The following is a 17,118-nucleotide window of genomic DNA, read 5'->3' on the forward strand; positions in this document are numbered from 1 at the left end:
AATAATTATAAAATAATAAAAGGAGCTTCTATGATTAACTTTTCAATTAATAAAAATTTATTTTTACAAGCTTTAAATACCACCAAAAGAGCTATTAGCCACAAAAATGCTATTCCAATCCTTTCCACAGTAAAAATTGATGTCACAAGCGAAGGGATTACATTGATTGGTTCTAACGGACAAATTTCTATTGAGAATTTTATTTCAATTAAAAACGAAAATGCAGGACTTTTAATAACTTCTTCAGGGTCCATTTTACTTGAAGCAACATTTTTTATTAATGTTGTATCAAGTCTTCCTGATATAATATTTGATTTTAAAGAAATTGAACAAAAGCAAATTGTTTTAACAAGTGGCAAATCAGAAATCACCTTAAAAGGAAAAGATGCAGATCAATATCCTCGTATTCAAGAAATTTCAGTAAGTACCCCTCTAGTGCTTGAAACAAGTGTTCTTAAAAAGATTATTAACGAGACAGCTTTTGCAGCTAGTATCCAAGAAAGTCGTCCAATTTTAACGGGAGTTCATTTTGTTTTAACGGAAAATAAAAATTTAAAAACAGTTGCAACAGATTCTCACCGCATGAGCCAAAAGAAGATTATTTTGGAAGAAAATGGGGATAACTTTGATGTTGTTATTCCTAGTCGTTCTCTACGCGAATTTTCAGCTGTTTTTACGGATGATATTGAAACAGTAGAGATTTACTTCACAAATAATCAATTACTCTTTAGAAGCGAAAATATTAGCTTTTATACTCGACTTTTAGAAGGAAATTATCCTGATACGGACCGTTTAATTCCAACAGAGTTTACTAGTGTCATAACTTTTGATAAAAATAACCTTCGTTATGCAATGGAACGTGCGCGTCTTCTTTCAAATGCAACTCAAAATGGAACAGTTAAATTAGAAATTATAAATGGCGTAGTTAGTGCTCATGTTAATTCTCCTGAAGTTGGTCGTGTGAACGAAGAAATTGATACTGAAAGTATTTCAGGCCAAGATTTAACTATTAGTTTTAATCCAACTTATTTAATTGATTCTTTAAAAGCTATTGATAGTGAAAAGGTTACAATCAGCTTTATTTCAGCAGTTCGCCCATTCACTTTGTTACCAAGTGATGACACAGAAAACTTTATTCAATTGATTACACCAGTGAGAACAAACTAATGTATGATGTAGGAAATTTTGTTGAGATGAAAAAGCCACATGCCTGTACAATAAAGTCTACAGGTAAAAAAGCAAATCGTTGGGAAATTATTCGAGTGGGGGCAGATATTAAAATCCGCTGTACAAATTGTCAACATCTTGTAATGTTGAGCCGATATGAATTTGAACGAAGACTAAAAAAGGTGCTAGGACATTAATGTTTTAGCACCTTTTTTAGTCTTATTTTAATTTTTCAAATTTATCATCTGTAATTTCTTTAAATCCTTTACCTGTTAGGAGAGTTTTACTGGCTTTCATACTAACTTTTTTGGATTTTCTCGTATTCTTATCTGTATACATTCCGGGCAAAGTTGCTAATTTATCAAAATCCACTTTGTTAAAGTTAATTTCTACAGTTTCTTTAACTCCGTTCTTTTCATAAGTAACTTTTTCTTTAATTCCTTTGATATTTTGATACCTTTGAGAAGCTTTATCAATTTTATCTTTTACATCTTCTTTTTTAGTGGCCCCTAAAGATTTGTAAGATAAAAATGACTTAGTAGTTTGTTTTGTGACAACATCATTCTTATAATAATAGGTTAGACGCAAGTCATATTGTAAATTTTGATCAATTCTTTGAAATGACATCTTTTTTTCCTGAGTTCCACATGCAATAAGAGTGATGAGTGCAAACAATGAAACAAAACCGACCAATAATGGTTTTAAATATCTTTTTTTCATAGTATTACCTCCTATACCTTAATAAAATTATAATATTTTTATAAGGAAAAAACAACATTTTGTTAAAATGATTCAGTTATAAGTAAAATAATTGTAAATATGATATAATTGTTTATTGAATTGAAAAGATGAAAGGAAGAGCTAAATGGCTTTAACAGCAGGAATTGTAGGATTACCTAATGTTGGAAAATCCACTTTATTTAATGCAATTACAAAAGCAGGAGCAGAGGCAGCTAATTATCCCTTTGCAACGATTGATCCTAATGTTGGACGGGTAGAAGTTCCAGATGTTCGGTTGGATAAATTAACAGAACTCATCAAACCACAGAAAAAGGTAGCAACGACTTTTGAATTTACAGATATTGCAGGGATTGTAAAGGGAGCTTCAAAAGGAGAAGGGCTTGGAAATCAATTTTTGGCTAATATTAGGGAAGTAGATGCCATTGTTCATGTAGTTCGTGCTTTTGACGATGAGAATGTTATGCGTGAACAAGGACGTGAATCTGATTTTGTAGATCCAATGGCTGATATTGAGACGATTAATTTAGAGTTGATTTTAGCAGATTTAGAAAGTATCAACAAACGGTATGCACGTGTAGAAAAAATTGCTCGAACGCAAAAAGATAAAGATTCAGTAGCAGAGTTTCAAGTTTTACAAAAAATTAAGCCAGTCTTAGAAAATGGGTTATCAGCTCGTACCATTGAATTTGATGAAGAAGAACAAAAAATTGTTAAAAGATTATTTTTATTGACCACAAAACCTGTTCTTTATGTTGCAAATGTTAGTGAAGACGAAGTAGCAGATCCAGATAATATCAAATATGTTCAGCAAATTCGTAAATTTGCAGTAACTGAAAATGCAGAGGTAGTGGTTATATCAGCACGTGCTGAGGAAGAAATTTCTGAGTTAGATGATGAAGATAAAATTGAATTTCTGGAGGCTATGGGCTTGAATGAATCTGGAGTTGACAAATTAACTAGAGCAGCCTATCATTTATTAGGACTTGGCACTTACTTTACAGCTGGTGAGAAAGAAGTACGGGCTTGGACCTTTAAACGTGGTATGAAAGCACCACAAGCAGCTGGAATTATCCACTCAGACTTTGAGAAAGGCTTCATTCGTGCTGTAACTATGTCTTATGATGATTTAGTAAAATATGGGAGTGAAAAGGGAGTCAAGGAAGCAGGACGGCTGCGTGAAGAAGGAAAAGAATATATTGTTCAAGATGGCGATATTATGGAATTTAGATTTAATGTGTAAAGTATTGTAAATTAATATGAATGAGGTTGGAAAAATGATTCCAGCCCTTTTGGTATTTTTAGAGGTAAAAAATGGTAAAGATGATTGTAGGATTAGGAAATCCTGGAGAGAAATATTTTGAAACAAGACATAATGTAGGGTTTATGCTCATTGACAAAATGTGTAAAGAACAAAATTTAAAGTTTACAACTGATAAAATTTTTCAGGCAGAAATTACTTCTACATTTTTAAATGAAGAAAAAGTATATTTTGTTAAACCAACAACTTTTATGAATGAAAGTGGAAAAGCTGTTCATGCTCTTTTATCTTACTATGGTCTAAATAGTGAAGATTTATTAGTTATTTATGATGATTTAGATATGGAAGTAGGGAAAATTCGATTAAGAGCAAAAGGTTCTGCTGGTGGTCATAATGGCATTAAATCAATTATTAAACATATTGGAACTCAAGAATTTAAACGAATAAAAATAGGTATTGGTCGTCCTCAAAATAAGACAACAATTATTCACTATGTATTAGGAAAATTTGTAAAAGAAGATTATGTTACAATTTTGAACACACTTGACAGAGTTGACAATGCTGTAAAATATTATTTACAATTTAAGAATTTTGAACAAACAATGCAACAATATAATGGATAAAGAGATGGATATTATTGAGTTATTTAATCAAAATAAACAGATAGCTGATTGGCAAAGAAACCTAAATAAGTCAACTAGACAACTATTGATGGGGTTATCATTTTCAACTAAAATTATTACAATGGCATCTTGTGTAGAGAGTAATCATAAAATTCTTATTTTAACATCTACTTATAGTGAGGCAGAGAAACTTTCTAGTGATTTGATTGGCTTGGTAGGGGAAGAAAAGGTTTATACATTTCTTGCAGATGATACTCCCTTATCTGAGTTTATCTTTTTTTCTCAAGAAAAGATTTTTTCTCGTTTAGAAGCTCTAGATTTTTTATTAAATTCTCAAAAATCAGGGTTTTTGATAGTTAATGTGGCTGCTAGTCAACTTTTTTTACCTAATCCTGTTAATTTTAATTCGGCTTATATCAATCTAAAAATAGGGCAAGAATATGATCTAAATGATTTGATTTTTCAATTGTCAAATTCAGGTTATAAGCGAGTGTTACAAGTATTGAATCAAGGGGAATTTAGTCTTCGAGGTGACATTTTAGATATTTTTGAACGTTCTAGTCAAATGCCTTTTAGGATTGAATTTTTTGGTGATGAAGTTGATAGTATTCGTTTATTTGATCCAGAAAGCCAAGTCTCTATTCAAAATGTAGAAAGTGTGTGTATTCATCCTGCCACAGATGTTCTATTTACTACAGTAGACTATAAAAATGCACAGAAAAAAATAGAAACTCAGATAGAAAAAACTGTAGATTCAACATTAAAATCTTATTTGGAAGAAATTTTAGATAGTATAAAAAAACAAATCCAACATGCTGATGTAAGAAAACTATTATCTATTTTTTATCAAAATAAATGGACAATTCTTGACTATCTTCCAAAACATAGCCCTATTTTCTTTGATGATTTTCAAAAAATTATAAATAAACATACTCAGTTTCAATTAGAAGCAGCAGATTTATTGACAGAAAATTTACAAAACGGTAAATCTGTTGTAAAACAATCTTATTTTGCAGATGTCTATTCAGTATTTAGAAAATATAAACCAGCTACCTTCTTTTCAAATTTTCATAAAGGATTTGGAAATTTAAAATTTGACTCTCTTTATCAATTTAATCAGTATCCTATGCAGGAGTTTTTTAGTCAATTCCAACTTTTAAAAGAAGAAATCAGTCGTTATAAAAAATCTAATTATACAGTCATTTTACAATCGAATTCTTCATTAACTTTTCAAAGTTTACATAAAGCTTTACAAGAATATAATATTCCACTTGATTATGTCAATGATAATAAAATCCATGAACATGCTATTCAATTAGTGAAAGGATCTTTAATTCAAGGCTTTAATTTTGTAGATGAAAAAATTGTGTTGATTACTGAGTATGATATTTTGCAAAAAAAAGTAAAACGGAAAGTTCGAAGACAGAATCTCTCTAATGCTGAACGTCTGAAAAATTATAATGAGCTAGAAAAGGGAGATTATGTTGTTCATAATGTTCATGGAATTGGTCGATATTTAGGAATTGAAACAATTGAAATTTCAGGAATTCACCGTGACTATCTTACTATTCAGTATCAAAATGCAGATCGTATTTCAATTCCTGTTGATCAGATTCATTTACTTTCTAAATATGTTGCGAGTGGTGGTAAAGAGCCTAAAATCAATAAATTAAATGATGGACGGTTTCAAAAAACTAAACAGAGAGTGCAACATCAAGTTGAAGATATTGCTGAGGACTTAATCAAACTCTATGCAGAGAGAAGTCAGTTAAAAGGGTTTGCTTTTTCTAGTGATGATTCATATCAACAAGAATTTGATAATGCTTTTCCTTATATAGAAACAGAAGATCAACTACGTTCCATAAAGGAAGTTAAAAAGGATATGGAAAGTGACTATCCTATGGATCGTCTTTTAGTTGGGGATGTTGGTTTTGGAAAGACTGAAGTAGCTATGAGAGCTGCTTTTAAAGCAGTAAATGATCATAAACAAGTGGCAATTTTAGTTCCTACTACTGTTTTGGCACAACAGCACTATACGAATTTTAAGGAACGTTTCAATGATTTTCCTATCAATATTGAAGTATTAAGTCGCTTTAAAAGTAAATCTGAACAAAAAATAATTTTAGAAAAATTAAAAAAAGATCAAGTGGATATTATTATTGGAACGCATCGTCTTTTGTCAAAAGATGTTGCATTTGCTGATTTAGGACTTATTGTTATTGACGAAGAACAACGTTTTGGGGTTAAACATAAAGAAAAATTAAAAGAATTGAAAACGAAAGTCGATGTTTTAACTTTGACGGCTACTCCAATACCTCGTACACTCCATATGTCTATGCTAGGTATACGTGATTTATCAGTTATTGAAACTCCTCCAACAAACCGCTATCCAATTCAAACTTATGTTTTAGAAAGTAATTCAACAGTTATTAGAGATGCAGTTTTAAGAGAAATGGATAGAGGAGGTCAGATTTACTATCTTTACAATAAGGTTGACACAATGGAGCAAAAAGTTTCAGAATTGAAAACATTGCTTCCAGAGGCTTCTATTGGATATGTGCATGGTCAAATGAGTGAAATCCTTCTTGAAAGTACTTTACTTGATTTTATCAATGGTGAATATGATCTTTTAGTTACAACAACAATTATTGAAACTGGTGTTGATATTCCTAATGTTAATACTCTTTTTATTGAAAATGCAGATCATATGGGGTTGTCAACCTTATATCAATTACGAGGACGTATTGGTCGTAGCAATCGTATTGCTTATGCTTATCTCATGTATCATCCTGATAAGTCTTTAACAGAAATTTCTCAAAAACGTTTAGAAACTATAAAAGGTTTTACAGAATTGGGTTCTGGTTTTAAAATTGCTATGCGTGATTTATCCATTCGTGGTGCAGGAAATATTTTAGGAAGTTCACAGTCTGGCTTTATTGATTCTGTTGGATTTGAAATGTATTCTCAATTGCTGGAGGAAGCTATTGCTAAGAGACAAGGAAAAGAGATAAAAAGGAAAAAAGGAAATGCTGAAATTAATTTACAAATTGATGCCTATCTTCCTACAGATTATATTGCTGATGAAAGACAAAAAATTGAAATTTACAAACGGATTCATGAGATTGACAGTCGTGTAAATTATGAAGAATTACAGAATGAGTTGATTGATCGTTTTGGAGAATATCCAGATGTTGTTGCCTTTCTATTGGAAATTGGCCTTATAAAATTTTATTTAGATCAAGTTTTTGTGCAACTCATTGAGAGAAAACAACAATCTGTAGTGGTTCAGTTTGAAAAAGTTTCTCAACGTTTTTTCTTAACTCAAGATTATTTTAAAGCTCTTTCTGTAACAGATTTAAAAGCAAGAATAACAGAAGATAAAGGCTTGATTGAAGTGATATTTGATGTAAGGAATAAAAAAGATTATAAAATTTTAGAAGAAGTCATGAAATTTTCAAAAAAATTAATTGAGATTAAAAACAAAAAGAAGGATTACTAACTTTACAATTTTGTAAAGTTATGTTTTCATCTATAATATTTTCTTAAAAAATGGTAAAATAATAAATTGAGGTAGCTTTATGAGATTAGATAAATATTTAAAAGTATCCCGTATTATAAAACGTCGTCCTATTGCTAAAGAAGTGGCGGATAAGGGAAGAATTAAAGTAAATGGAATTTTAGCGAAAAGTTCAACAGATTTAAAAATCAATGATGAAATAGAAATTCGTTTTGGAAATAAAAATTTGCTAGTTCGAGTTTTAGAAATGAAAGACAGTACTAAAAAAGAAGATGCTGCTAAAATGTATGAAATTATAAAAGAGACAAGGGTAGAAGTAGATGGTTAGAAATATTGTTCAATTAAATAATCGCTATATACAAGATGAAAATCAACATCGTCGTTATTTAGAGCAAGAAAAAAGAAAGAAGAATCGCTTTATGGGTTGGGTATTGATTTTAGTTATCTTATTGTTTATTTTACCAACATTTAATTTGGTTCAAAGTTATCAAAATTTATTAAAACATCGAGCACAATTGACACATTTACAAAAGAAATATGAGGAAATAAGCAACGAAAAAGAATCTCAAAAAGCTTTTGCTAATAAATTAAAAAATGAGGAGTATGCTGCAAAGTATGCTCGTGCTAAATATTATTATTCTAAAAAAGGGGAATATATTTATACAATTCCAGGATTGTTACCACAATAAAAATGGAAAAATTATTACAAACAATTGAGCAATTTTTGGATTTTTCAGATGAAAAGTTAGAAGAGTTATCTAAAAAAAATCAGGCTATAAAGTTAGAGATGATCAAAAAAGAAGGGAGAGAACATGCGTAAGTTACTATTTTTATTATTGTTGCCAGCATTCTTTACTGCAAAAATAGTGGTAAGTACAGAACAAGATGTTAAATTAACTGCAAAGCAACAGTATGAAATCACTAGTACAGTATACAGTAACTATTACACTGATCTTCCAACAAATCCAAATGTTTATGAGCAAATTCCAACTTATACATCATTAAAATTGGAAAAAGTAGCTGGGAATTTAACTCCGAATACATCAATTAAACTTTCTGAATTACAGGTCAATGAACAAGGTATTCCAGTATTTAAGCTTGCTGATGGAAAATTCGTTCCTGCTGATAAACGAATGATTTATGATGATGTTGTTCAATCAAGCACAGCTGTTTCTCAAACAATGTGGCTCAAGCCGTCATTTGTAGTTTATAATCAAGCTTTTGTAACCGGAACAAAGGAAATTAAGACAAATCTGCTGCCTTATCATTCAGTAAAAATTACTCAACTTGCTGAAACAATATCTGGAAAATATGCCTATGTTGAAGGAAAAGGTTGGATTGATATGAAATATTTGTCTGATACAGATAATCGTATGGATAAAGTTCAAGAAATCTTAACAAGTAAGTATAATAAGGCAGACTATTCTATCTATGTGAAACAATTAGGTTCTGGAAAAACGGCTGGTATCAACCCAGATTTGGAAATGTATTCTGCTAGTGTAGCAAAACTTCCTATTCTTTATTACGCTCAAAAGCAATTGAATGAGGGAAAATATAGTCTATCTTCTGGCTTAAAATATATTCCAGCAGTAAATGATTATTTAGGAGCTTATAATACAGAAGGTAGTGGAAGCATTTCTAAAAAAGCAGATAATAATCATTACAGTATTCAAGATTTGATTAATCATATTGCAAAAGAATCAGATAATGCAGCTACAAATATTTTAGGATACTATATTACCAATCAATCAGATAGTACTTATCAAACAACTATTGAACAAATTGCTGGGAAAAAATGGGATATAGAAAAACGTAATGCTTCAGCAAAGATGGCAGGAAATGTGATGGAAGCTATCTATGAACAAAATGGTGATATTATAAATGCATTATCGCAAACAAATTTTGATACACAGCGCATTTCTAAAAATATAAATGTAAAAGTGGCTCATAAAATTGGGGATGCTTATGATTTTAAGCATGATGTTGCTATTGTTTATGCAACCTCTCCTTTTATCTTATCTATTTTTACAAATAATTCTGATTATGATACCATTTCTCAAATCGCAGATGACATTTATGAGGTTTTGAAATGATAGAACAACGATTTTTTCAGTTGGTGCAAAAAAAAGGCTATTTTAAACATCATAGAAAAATTTTACTTGCTATTTCTGGTGGACGAGATTCTATGACCTTACTTGACTGGCTTTATAAATATCGTAAAAAATTAGCAATAGAAATTTGTCTTGCTCATGTTAATCATGGACTGAGAGAAGAATCAGATTTTGAAGAACAAGAATTAAAAAAAATAGCAAAGAAACTTGGTGTAAATATTTTTACATCGAGTTTTTCTGGACCTTTTTCAGAACAAAAAGCACGTGCTTTTCGGTACAGTTTTTTCAAAAAAATTATGAAAGAGGAACAGTGCACAGCCTTAGTAACAGCACATCATGCTGATGATCAAGCAGAAACAATTTTTATGAGAATTTTGCGTGGTAGTCGTTTATTTCATATTTCAGGAATAAAGGAAAAACAAAGATTTGCGAATGGAGAATTGATAAGACCATTGCTGTCTTTTCAAAAATCAGATTTCCCTACTATTTTTCACTTTGAAGATTGGACAAATCAAGAAAATCATTACTTGCGCAATCGGATTCGAAACGATTATTTCCCAATTTTGGAAAAAGAAAATCCACAACTAAAAAAACATTTAATAGAATTTGGAATAGAGATTTCTCAAATGCAAGATGCATTAGTATATTTAACGAAGAATATTGAATTAACAAATGTAAAGGAATTCCAATATCAACCTTATTGTGTACAAAGTTTTTTGCTACAGACTTATTTAAAGAAATTTCCTGATTTACAGATAAGTAAAGCACAGTTTTCTGATATTTTAACAATCTTAAACAAACATTCTAATTATCAACAACTACTTAAAGCGGATTATGAGCTATATAAAAATTATAATTATTTTGAGATTCGTAAAATCAGTCCACAGTCTGATTTAAAAGTGGATTCAATTTTGTTAAAATATAACGATATTGTGGAATATGGTAATTATCGCTTTTCTTTTGGAAAAGAACTTCGTGGTACAGAAATTCAAGAAGTATTTGTTTCACGTGAAACAGAAATTATACTTCGACGCAGAAGAGAACAAGATAAAATATTCTTGAATCAACATTATAAAAAACTTCGTCGGTATTTTATTGATCAAAAAATTCCTATAGATCAAAGAAAAAATGCTGTTATTATTGAACAAAATGGGGAAATCATAGCAATTGCTGGAATCGTAACAAGTAATTTGAGTAAGAGTCAAAAAAATGATATAATGTATAACAAACTTTATATTCAAAATTTAGATAGGTAAAAAAGATGCTAGAACAAAACATTAAGAAAGTTTTGGTTTCACATGATGAGATCGTAACAGCAGCTCAAAAGCTAGGGGCTCAATTAACTGGTGATTATGCAGGGAAAAATCCTATTTTTGTTGGAATTCTTAAGGGTTCTGTTCCATTTATGGCAGAATTGATAAAGCATGTTGATACTCATATTGAAATGGATTTTATGTTAGTATCAAGTTATCATGGTGGAACTTCTAGTAGTGGTGTTATCCATATTATAAAAGATATTGATCAAGATGTTGCTGGACGTCATATTCTTTTTGTTGAAGATATTATTGATACAGGGAAAACGTTGAAGAGTCTTTGTGAACTATTTAAAGAAAAAAAAGCTGCGTCTGTTAAAATTGCCACACTTTTAGATAAACCCGAAGGCCGAAAAGTTGATATTGAAGCGGATTATACATGTTTTACGATTCCAAATGAATTTGTAGTGGGTTATGGTTTGGATTTTGATGAAAATTATCGGAATCTCCCATATGTGGGTGTTTTAAAAGAAGAAGTTTATACAAAATAAAAAGGTATATTGATAGATAAATGAAAAATAAACAAAATAATGGTTTTATAAAAAATCCTTTCCTATACATTTTAATCATTGTCGTTGTTATTACAGGTTTTCAGTATTTTTCAGCTGGAAGTTCTGTGGGTCGCAGCCAACAAATTAACTATACCGAACTAGTTAAACAAATTAAAAATGGCAATGTAAAGGATATTAGCTATCAACCAAATGGTAGTGTTATTGAAGTTACAGGTACATATAGGAAAGCCAAGAAAGTAAAAGATAATACAGGGATTCAGTTTTTTACGCCTTCTTCTACATCTGTAAGTCGCTTTACTAGTGTTATTCTACCTTCAGATTTAACAGTAGCTGAATTGCAAAAATTAGCATCAGCTAAAGGAACTGAAATTACCATTAAACGTGAAAGTTCAAGTGGTGTTTGGATTCAAGTTCTGACAACTCTTGTTCCATTTGCAATTTTTGCTTTCTTCTTGTTTTCTATGATGAATCAAGGTGGAGGCGGTGGAGCGCGCGGAGCTATGAGTTTTGGACGTAATAAAGCTCGTGCGACAAACAAAGAAGATATAAAAGTGCGCTTTTCTGATGTTGCAGGTGCAGAAGAAGAAAAACAAGAACTAGTTGAAGTTGTTGAATTTTTAAAAGATCCTAAGCGTTATACAAAATTGGGAGCTCGTATACCAGCTGGTGTCCTTCTTGAGGGCCCTCCTGGAACTGGTAAAACCCTTCTTGCTAAAGCTGTAGCTGGTGAAGCAGGTGTTCCATTTTTTAGTATCTCAGGTTCTGATTTTGTTGAAATGTTTGTTGGTGTTGGTGCTAGCCGCGTTCGCTCACTTTTTGAAGATGCCAAAAAGGCAGCCCCAGCTATTATTTTTATTGATGAAATCGATGCTGTCGGTCGCCAACGTGGTGTTGGTCTTGGTGGAGGTAATGATGAACGTGAACAAACTCTTAACCAACTCTTGATTGAGATGGATGGTTTTGAGGGGAATGAAGGGATTATCGTCATAGCTGCTACTAACCGAAGTGATGTTTTGGATCCAGCTCTTTTGCGTCCTGGTCGTTTTGATCGTAAGGTTCTTGTTGGTCAACCAGATGTAAAAGGTCGCGAAGCGATTCTTCGTGTTCATGCTAGGAATAAACCCCTTGCTGAAGATGTAGATTTAAAATTGGTTGCTCAACAAACTCCTGGTTTTGTTGGTGCTGACTTGGAAAATGTCTTAAATGAAGCGGCTCTTGTTGCAGCACGTCGGAATAAAAAAGTTATTGATGCTTCTGATATTGATGAAGCAGAGGACCGAGTTATCGCAGGACCGTCTAAAAAAGATAAGACAGTTTCACAACGTGATCGTCAAATTGTTGCTTATCATGAAGCAGGACATACAATTGTTGGGCTTGTTTTATCAAATGCACGTGTTGTACACAAGGTAACTATTGTACCTCGTGGTCGTGCAGGTGGATATATGATTGCTCTCCCAAAAGAAGATCAAACTCTTTTATCTAAAGAAGATATGAAGGAACAACTTGCAGGATTGATGGGAGGACGTGTTGCTGAGGAAATTATTTTCAATGTCCAAACTACAGGTGCTTCAAATGACTTTGAACAAGCTACACAGATGGCGCGTGCTATGGTAACAGAGTATGGTATGAGTGAAAAACTTGGCCCAGTTCAATATGAAGGAAACCATGCGATGTTTGGTGCTGCAAGTACACAAAAATCAATTTCCGAGCAGACTGCATATGAAATTGATGAAGAAGTTCGTAATTTGCTTAATGAAGCGCGTAACAAAGCAGCTGAAATTATCCAATCAAATCGTGATAAACATAAGGTAATTGCAGAAGCTCTTCTTAAGTATGAAACACTTGATAGTCATCAAATTAAATCGTTATATGAAACGGGCGAAATGCCTGAGGAGCCAAATACAAGCTCTTCACATGCTTTGAGCTATGATGAGGTGAAGTCACAAATGGAAGAACAAAAATCAGAATAAGTGGCACAAACTTTATTACTTTTTGATTCAAAATCAGAGTCGATATTTGTTTCTATTTCTTATTTTTATATAATAGTTAGTGCAATTGAATACTATACTGCCAAGTTTTAAGCAGCATATTTAGTAAATCACTGTGGATTAGTTATTTCTTTAATCGTAAATGATTTTGGAAATACTCTATCCACAGTTTTTTTGTGTTAATTGATAATGAGTTTGATAAATATAAATATTTTACCTTGAAATTCTTAATATTTTTTCATGTGAAAATATTAAATCGTTACTTAATTTACCCCTTTATTCATCAGAATATTTATTAAATTATTTTCATATTGTATAAGATAAAGACAAAGAAAATATATTCATATTTTACTCTTAAACACTTTTCAGACCTTAATAGTGAATTGTTTAAGTATGGTAGCAAGAAAAAATTGAAGAGAATAACATGTTATATTAGACGGTTTAAGAAACATCAAATTACTTGGTAAATCCTAATACTAAATATTGAGATATTATTTTTCCTTAGCTTCATCAAGTTGTTTTCAAAGATGTTGATGATATCCATGTGTTGCTAAAATTTTCCTTTGCTTAATAGAATTGAATAGAAATGTTAAACATCCTCAATTTAGCTATAATTTCACTTAAGACAACATTAATAACTGATATCATCCTCAATAGTTGTGATAGTTGTGACACAGCAACTTTCTTTTAATGCGTATAGAAAGTACTTTCACAAAAATTTTAATATTAAAATATATTAAAAGTAAAATCTATTCTATACCAATCCCTATATAACTTTAAGTGTTTGTTGTATAATAAGGGAAAAATCATATGAGAGAGGAGGGATTTTCTTACTGATCGGTTTAAAAACAGAACAGTAAATGATTGAAGGGGAGAGAAGTTTTTAATCAGTTTCTTAATTTCTTTTTGTTTGTATTTTAATCTGAAGGATTAAAAATTTTCGGCAAAAAAGAAAGCGCTTTATTTTTGGTTTGAAAGGAGAAAAAATGAATTGGTCTTTTTTCAATTGGAAAAAACAAGATAAAATTCGTAAATTAGTGGTTGGGGCAACTTTCATAGTAATAGGAATAGCTATTTTTTTAGCTTTGTCAGGCTTGAAACAGGTAAATACAGTGCTTGCGAATACTAAAAAAGTTGAATCAGGGATAAATAATTCTATAGCAGATTTGCTAAAAGAAACTAATGTTATTCCACGTGATTACTATGCTAGACAATTGGAAAATGTTCAGACGATCTTTGAAAAAGAGAATGTTGTAACAAATGATTCAAATAATCAGAGAATTGACCTTTCAGGGGAATTAGATAAATTAAAACAGCTTCAAACTGCAACAATTCATATAGAATTTAAAGCAGATGCTAATGCGCCACGATTTTATAATCTTTTTTCCGTATCTAGTGATAAGGTTAAGAATGAATATTTTACAATGGCAGTTTACAATAATACTGCTATCGTAGAGGGTCGAGATAAAGATGGAAAACAATTCTACAATAGTTATAATGATGCACCCTTAAAAATTAAATCAGGCCAGTGGAATTCTGTCACTTTTACAGTTGATGGACCAAATTCGGATCATCCAAATGGACAAGTTAGGCTCTATGTCAATGGTGTTCTGTCTCGAACAAGTAAATTATCAGGACGTTTTATCAAAGATATGCCAGATGTTAATCATGTTCAGATTGGTAAGACTAATAGAGCGAGAAGTATGATGTGGGGTTCCAACTTGCACGTTAGAAATCTCACGGTTTATAATCGTGCTTTGACGTCAGAGGAAGTTCAAAAACGTAGTCAACTTTTTAAGCGATCAGATCTTGAGAAAAGGCTACCCGAGGGAGCTCTTTTAACTGAAAAGACAGATGTCTTTAAAAGCGGATATAACAATCAACCCAATAGTGAAGGCATCAATAGTTATCGTATTCCTGCCCTTCTCAGAACGGATAAAGGCACTTTGATAGCTGGTGCTGATCAAAGACGGTTACACCACGCTGACTATGGCGATATTGGTATGGTAGTGCGTCGTAGTGAGGATAATGGAAAAACTTGGGGGGATAAGAAGGTCTTGTCCAATCTAAGGGACAATCCTGATGCAAAGGATCCTGTTGCACCATCTCCTCTCAATATTGACATGACTCTAGTTCAAGATCCAACGACGAAGAGAATCTTCGCAATTTATGATATGTTCCCAGAGGGGAAGGGAATTTTTGGAATGCCTAAAAATAATGAAAAAGCTTATGAACAGGTAGGGGATAAGACTTATCAAATCTTGTATAAACAAGGAGAATTTGGGCATTACACTATTCGTGAGAATGGCGAAGTTTATGATGCTAATAATCAGAAAACAGACTATCGTGTTGTAGTCAATCCTACAAAAGCAGATTATAGAGATAAAGGAGATATTTACAAAGGTCAGGAATTGGTTGGAAATATTTATTTTGCCCAGAGTAAGAAAAATCCATTTAGAATAGCTTATACAAGTTATCTGTGGATGTCCTACAGTGATGATGATGGAAAAACGTGGTCTGCACCAAGAGATATTACATCAGGGGTTCGTAAGGACTGGATGAAATTCCTTGGAACAGGTCCTGGAACAGGCATTGTGCTGCGTACAGGAAAGCACAAGGGGCGTATCTTGATACCAGTTTATACAACCAATAACGTATCACATTTGAATGGTTCTCAATCTTCTCGTTTGATTTATTCAGATGACCATGGAGAAACTTGGCATGCTGGCGAAGCAGTTAATGACAATCGGCAAGTAGGAGGTCAGAAGATACATTCTTCTACCATGAATAATAGGAATGCTCAAAATACAGAATCAACAGTTGTTCAACTGAATAATGGAGATATCAAACTCTTTATGCGTGGCCTAACAGGAGATCTTCAGGTTGCTACAAGTAAAGATGGTGGTGCAACTTGGGAAAAGGAAATTAAACGCTATCCTCAGGTTAAAGATGTCTATGTTCAAATGTCTGCCATTCATACCATGCATGATGGTATAGAATATGTTGTCCTCAGTAATGCAGGTGGACCAGAACGTACGAATGGCTTGGTGCACTTGGCGCGTGTTGAGAAAAATGGTGAGTTGACTTGGTTGAAACACAATTTGATTCAAAAAGGAGAATTCGCTTATAACTCTCTTCAAGACCTAGGAAACGGAGAGTATGGATTATTTTATGAACATCGTGAGAATGGGCAAAATCCCTATACTTTATCTTATAAGAAATTTAACTGGGATTTTTTGAGTAAAGATTTAATTTCTCCTAAAGAAGTCAAAGTGAAAAAAGCTGTGGATAGGGGAAAAGGAGTTGTTGGCTTGGAGTTTGATTCAGAAGTTTTAGTCAATCAGGCACCAACTCTCGAATTGACTAATGGGAAAATAGCAACTTTCATAACCCAGTACGACAGCAAAACTTTGCTATTTAAGGTTGATAAGGGAGCTATTGGTCAAAAAATCACTGGTTTAGCATCAGGAAGTATTGAAAGTATACACAACCTCCCTGTGAATCTGACAGGTGCTAGCATTCCTGGAGGAGTAAACGGCGGTGAAGGAACTGTAAATGAAGTACCAGAATACAAAGAGAAAAAATCTACTAAAAAACCTGCCACAGAGAAAAAGCAGGCTAATAAAGTCTTGACAAATCATCATAACCTTCCATCTACAGGTAGCACAACTAATGTGCCAGTACTGTTTTTAGGTATTGCAACGATAATCTTAGGATTGTTGACAATGATAAATAAAAGAAAACAGTAAAACTAGCTTCTAATTATAGTCTTTTTGGTTTGCTTTGAGGTTGTCGTTAGAGACTGATAAAGTCAGAAACAAGTATAGGGGCTAAAATATCCAGAATAAATAAGTAGATATCAGACAATATATTGAGAAGATCAGTTTG

14 protein-coding genes are annotated in these 17,118 nt (G+C 32.0%); 13 read left to right on the plus strand and 1 reads right to left on the minus strand.

Annotation, left to right across the window (positions count from 1 at the left end; all coding sequences use genetic code 11):
* Positions 1-30 precede the first annotated feature (30 nt).
* Both dnaN and PCY10_RS06790 read left to right on the plus strand, forming a co-directional pair.
* Positions 31-1,167, plus strand: a complete 1,137-nt coding sequence (gene dnaN / locus PCY10_RS06785; protein ID WP_021002256.1) for a DNA polymerase III subunit beta — start codon at positions 31-33, stop codon at positions 1,165-1,167.
* Positions 1,167-1,364, plus strand: coding sequence for a DUF951 domain-containing protein (locus PCY10_RS06790; RefSeq protein ID WP_003075608.1), 198 nt, complete (start codon positions 1,167-1,169; stop codon positions 1,362-1,364). The genes dnaN and PCY10_RS06790 overlap by 1 nt, the downstream gene beginning before the upstream one ends.
* Positions 1,365-1,386: 22 nt before the next feature.
* On the opposite strand, the gene PCY10_RS06795 is transcribed toward PCY10_RS06790, so the two are convergent.
* Positions 1,387-1,887 (minus strand): DUF1307 domain-containing protein, encoded by a 501-nt coding sequence (locus PCY10_RS06795; protein WP_021002257.1) that lies wholly within the window; start codon positions 1,885-1,887, stop codon positions 1,387-1,389.
* Between the two features lie 145 nt (positions 1,888-2,032).
* Here PCY10_RS06795 and ychF point away from each other — a divergent pair, with 145 nt between their 5' ends.
* The 11 genes from ychF to PCY10_RS06850 all read left to right on the plus strand — a co-directional run bounded on the left by ychF (position 2,033) and on the right by PCY10_RS06850 (position 16,979).
* Positions 2,033-3,148, plus strand: coding sequence for a redox-regulated ATPase YchF (gene ychF / locus PCY10_RS06800; protein WP_021002258.1), 1,116 nt, complete (start codon positions 2,033-2,035; stop codon positions 3,146-3,148).
* Between the two features lie 71 nt (positions 3,149-3,219).
* Positions 3,220-3,789, plus strand: coding sequence for an aminoacyl-tRNA hydrolase (gene pth / locus PCY10_RS06805; protein ID WP_021002259.1), 570 nt, complete (start codon positions 3,220-3,222; stop codon positions 3,787-3,789).
* Positions 3,782-7,288 (plus strand): transcription-repair coupling factor, encoded by a 3,507-nt coding sequence (mfd, locus tag PCY10_RS06810; RefSeq protein WP_021002260.1) that lies wholly within the window; start codon positions 3,782-3,784, stop codon positions 7,286-7,288. The genes pth and mfd overlap by 8 nt, the downstream gene beginning before the upstream one ends.
* A 79-nt stretch (positions 7,289-7,367) precedes the next feature.
* Positions 7,368-7,634, plus strand: a complete 267-nt coding sequence (locus PCY10_RS06815; protein WP_021002261.1) for an RNA-binding S4 domain-containing protein — start codon at positions 7,368-7,370, stop codon at positions 7,632-7,634.
* Positions 7,627-7,995 (plus strand): septum formation initiator family protein, encoded by a 369-nt coding sequence (locus tag PCY10_RS06820; protein ID WP_003075514.1) that lies wholly within the window; start codon positions 7,627-7,629, stop codon positions 7,993-7,995. The genes PCY10_RS06815 and PCY10_RS06820 overlap by 8 nt, the downstream gene beginning before the upstream one ends.
* A 2-nt stretch (positions 7,996-7,997) precedes the next feature.
* Positions 7,998-8,126, plus strand: a complete 129-nt coding sequence (locus PCY10_RS06825; protein ID WP_021002262.1) for an SP_0009 family protein — start codon at positions 7,998-8,000, stop codon at positions 8,124-8,126.
* On the plus strand, positions 8,119-9,399 hold the full coding sequence (locus PCY10_RS06830) for a serine hydrolase (protein WP_021002263.1): 1,281 nt from the start codon (positions 8,119-8,121) through the stop codon (positions 9,397-9,399). Before PCY10_RS06825 ends, PCY10_RS06830 begins: the two co-directional genes overlap by 8 nt.
* The gene (gene tilS / locus PCY10_RS06835; RefSeq protein ID WP_021002264.1) at positions 9,396-10,673 is read left to right on the plus strand and encodes a tRNA lysidine(34) synthetase TilS; all 1,278 of its coding nucleotides are present in this window, start codon (positions 9,396-9,398) and stop codon (positions 10,671-10,673) included. The genes PCY10_RS06830 and tilS overlap by 4 nt, the downstream gene beginning before the upstream one ends.
* 5 nt (positions 10,674-10,678) lie before the next feature.
* A complete protein-coding gene (gene hpt / locus PCY10_RS06840) occupies positions 10,679-11,221 on the plus strand; it encodes a hypoxanthine phosphoribosyltransferase (RefSeq protein ID WP_003075523.1) in 543 nt (180 codons plus the stop codon).
* A gap of 20 nt (positions 11,222-11,241) precedes the next feature.
* Complete coding sequence (gene ftsH, locus PCY10_RS06845) at positions 11,242-13,212, plus strand: ATP-dependent zinc metalloprotease FtsH (protein WP_003075525.1); 1,971 nt, start codon at positions 11,242-11,244, stop codon at positions 13,210-13,212.
* A 1,004-nt stretch (positions 13,213-14,216) separates the two neighbouring features.
* Positions 14,217-16,979 carry a sialidase domain-containing protein gene (locus PCY10_RS06850; RefSeq protein ID WP_021002265.1) on the plus strand — a complete coding sequence of 921 codons (2,763 nt, stop codon included), beginning with the start codon at positions 14,217-14,219 and terminating at the stop codon, positions 16,977-16,979.
* The last annotated feature ends 139 nt before the right edge of the window (positions 16,980-17,118 follow it).

The organism is Streptococcus sp. SI1 (genome assembly GCF_030439945.1).
GTDB lineage: Bacteria > Bacillota > Bacilli > Lactobacillales > Streptococcaceae > Streptococcus > Streptococcus intermedius.